Here is a 3,547-nt window from a genome sequence, read left to right as displayed (position 1 = left end):
GCTCGGCGCCGGCCTGCTGTGGTTCGGCTGGTTCGGCTTCAACGCCGGCTCCGAGTCGTCACCGTACCGAGGTTGCCCACCCCGGACCCGCCGTAGTCCGCGGCGTCGGTGTTGAGCACCTCGACCCAGGCCCCACCCCGCGGCAGACCGATCCGGTAGTCCTCGTGCGGTACGGCCGCGAAGTTCGCGACGCACACCAACGGCGACCCGTCCGGCGCCAGCCGGATGAACGCCAGCGTGTTGTTGGCGGCGTCGTCGGACACGATCCACCGGAACCCGGCCGGCGTGGTGTCCTGCGACCACAGCTCGGGCGCCCCCCGATAAAGAACGTTGATGTCGCGCACCAGCCGCTGCAGCCCCGACCGTTGCGGATCCGATGGCAGCGACCAGTTGAGCCCGCGCTCCTCGTTCCACTCCTCGTCGTCCCCGAGCTCGCATCCCATGAACAGGAGCTGCTTGCCCGGATGCGCCCACATGAACGCGAGCAGGGCCCGGACGTTGGCCAGCCGCTGCCACAGGTCACCGGGCATCTTGGACAGCAGGGAACGCTTACCGTGTACGACCTCGTCGTGCGAGATCGGCAGCACGTAGTTCTCCGACCACGCGTACACCATGGAGAACGTCACCTGGTTGTGGTGGTACTGCCGGTGGACGGGTTCCTTGGAGACGTACAGCAGGGTGTCGTGCATCCACCCCATGTTCCACTTGAACCCGAAGCCGAGCCCGCCGCCGGACGTGGGCCAGGTGACGCCCGGGTAGGCCGTCGACTCCTCCGCGATCATCACGACACCGGGGTGGTGCTTGTAGACGGTCGCGTTCGCCTCCTGCAGGAACCCGATCGCGTCGAGGTTCTCGCGCCCACCATACTGGTTGGGCTCCCACTGCCCTTCCTTGCGCGAGTAGTCCAGGTAGAGCATCGACGCGACGGCGTCGACCCGCAGACCGTCCACATGGAACTCGCCGCACCAGTAGAGGGCGTTGGCGACGAGGAAGTTGCGCACCTCGCGGCGACCGTAGTCGAAGATGTACGTGCCCCAGTCGGGGTGCTCCCCGCGCCGCCAGTCGCCGTGCTCGTAGAGCGGCGTCCCGTCGAACCGGGCCAGCGCCCACTCGTCGCGCGGGAAGTGCGCCGGCACCCAGTCGAGCAGCACGCCGATCCCGGACTGGTGCAGCCGGTCGACCAGATAGCGGAAGTCGTCGGGGTCACCGAACCGGGCCGTCGGCGCGTAGTAGCCCGTGACCTGGTAGCCCCACGACCCGCCGAACGGGTGTTCCATCACCGGCAGGAACTCGACGTGCGTGAAGCCCATCTCCACGACGTACTCGGTGAGCTGGTCGGCCAGCTCGCGATAGCCGAGACCGGGCCGCCACGAGCCCAGGTGCACCTCGTAGACGCTCATCGCCTCCTGGTGCGGCTTCGCGGACGCCCGCCGGGCCATCCACTCGGCGTCCTTCCAGTCGTACGACGACTCGTCGACGACCGACGCCGTGCGCGGCGGCACCTCCGTGCGCCGGGCGAGGGGGTCGGCCTTCTCCCGCCACACGCCGTCGCCGCCCAGGATCCGGTACTTGTAGCGGTGCCCGACCGCCGCGTCCGGCACGAAGATCTCCCAGACGCCGCTGCTGCCCATCGAGCGCATCGGCCAGCCGTCGTGGGGTCCCCAGCCGGTGAAGTCGCCGATCACCCGGACCCCGCGCGCGCTCGGCGCCCAGACGGTGAACGAGACGCCGCCGTCGCGGGCGTGCGCGCCGAGCGCGTCCCAGAGCCGCTCGTGCCGGCCCTCGTTGATCAGGTGCAGGTCGAGCTCGCCGATCGTCGGCCCGAACCGGTAGGGGTCGTCGAACACGCGCCCGTCGGCGTCGACCCGGTAGTCGAGCACCGACCCGGGCACGGTCGCTTCGAACACCCCATCCGGGTGTACGCGCGACGCCGGGTACCGCTCGTCGCCGACCACGATGGCGACCTGGTCGGCACCGCGGCGCAACGTCCGTATCGTGGTGCTCCCGTCGCGCGGGTGCGCGCCGAGGGTCGCGTGCGGATCGTGCGCCGCACCGGTGATCAGCTCGTCCATGTCCCTACCTCACCCCACGCCGCATGGCGCGGTCCCTCGCCTCACCGACGCGGCCGCACCGAGAGGATGTGCGCCGGCTCGAGGAACGGGTCGAGCCGGACCGCGTTGCGTTGGCCCCAGTCGTACGTGCCCCCGGTGAGCTGGTCCGTAACAACGAACCGTTCGTGCCAGTCCATGCCCAGGGCCGGCATGTCCAGCGTCGTGTTGCCCCACTGGACCCCGCCCGAATCGAACGAGCAGATGACCAGAACGGTGTTGTCCACCCGCGGGTCGCGCTTGGACCAGCACAGCAGCGCCGGGTTGTCGATCTCGTGGAAGCGCAGGTTGCGCAGCCAGTGCAGCGCCGGGTTGTCGCGCCGGATCGCGTTGAGCCGCCCGAGGAAGCCGGCCAGCGAGCGGCCCGCCGCCTCGGCGCCGGCCCAGTCCCGCGGGCGCAGCTCGAACTTCTCGTTGTCCAGGTACTCCTCCGCGCCGGGCCGGGCCACGTGCTCGAACAGCTCGTAGCCCGCGTACAGCCCCCATGAGGGCATCAGCAGGCTGGCCAGCACCGCGCGGATCTTGAACATCGGCGGCCCGCCGTGCTGGAGGGTCTCGTGCAGGATGTCCGGCGTGTTCGGCCAGAAGTTCGGCCGCATGTGGTCGGCCGCCGCGACGAGCTGCTCGCAGTACTCGCGCATCTCCCAGGCGGTCGTGCGCCAGGTGAAATAGGTGTACGACTGGCTGAAGCCGATCTTGCCGAGCCCGTTCATCATCGCCGGGCGGGTGAACGCCTCCGCGAGGAACAGCACGTCCGGATCGACGGCCTTGACCTCCGCGATCAACCAATGCCAGAAGTTGACCGGCTTGGTGTGCGGATTGTCCACCCTGAAGATCTTGACGCCTTGCGCGACCCAGTGCAGGACGACCCGCCGCACCTCCTGGCGGATCCCCTCCGGGTCGTTGTCGAAGTTCAACGGGTAGATGTCCTGGTACTTCTTCGGCGGGTTCTCGGCGTACGCGATGCTGCCGTCGGCCCGCGTCGTGAACCACTCCGGGTGTTCCTTGACCCAGGGATGGTCGGGCGCGCACTGCAGGGCGAGGTCCATCGCGACCTCGAGCCCGTGCTCGGCCGCCTTGGCGATGAACGCGCGGAAGTCGTCGAGCGTGCCCAGCCGCGGGTGGATCGCGTCGTGCCCGCCCTCGTCGGAGCCGATCGCCCACGGCGAGCCGACGTCGCCCTCCTCCGCGACCAGGGCATTGTTCTTGCCCTTGCGGTTGACGCGGCCGATCGGGTGGATCGGCGGCAGGTAGAGGACGTCGAAGCCCATCTTGGCCACGCCCGGCAGCCGCTGTTGCGCGGTCTCGAACGTGCCGTGCCGGCTGTGCCCGTCACCGACGACCGCGCCCTCCGACCGCGGGAAGAACTCCTGACTTGACCCGCGCCAGCGCCACGGCCTCCGTACCCTCGGCAATGGTCAGATGCGCGGTGGCGCCAA

General features: G+C 69.6%; 1 protein-coding gene and 1 pseudogene. Both read right to left on the bottom strand.

From position 1 onward, the window contains the following. Positions 1-38 precede the first annotated feature (38 nt). Positions 39-2,072: a 1,4-alpha-glucan branching protein GlgB gene (gene glgB, locus AB0H87_RS39600; protein ID WP_360158276.1), complete on the bottom strand. Its 2,034-nt coding sequence runs from the start codon at positions 2,070-2,072 to the stop codon at positions 39-41. 41 nt (positions 2,073-2,113) lie between these two features. Next, positions 2,114-3,478 (bottom strand): annotated as a pseudogene (locus AB0H87_RS39595) (alpha-amylase family glycosyl hydrolase); the annotation flags it as partial. Positions 3,479-3,547: the final 69 nt, after the last annotated feature.

The sequence above is a fragment of the Asanoa sp. NPDC050611 genome, assembly GCF_040654855.1.
In the GTDB taxonomy this organism is placed as follows: Bacteria; Actinomycetota; Actinomycetes; order Mycobacteriales; family Micromonosporaceae; genus Asanoa.
The sequence above is the reverse complement of the archived record's forward strand: the minus strand, read 5'-3'. Positions and strand labels throughout refer to the sequence as shown.

Coding starts and splice junctions, on each gene's coding strand:
- glgB (WP_360158276.1), bottom strand. CDS start 2,072: ATGGACGAGCTGATCACCGGTGCGGCGCACGATCCGCACGCGACCCTC.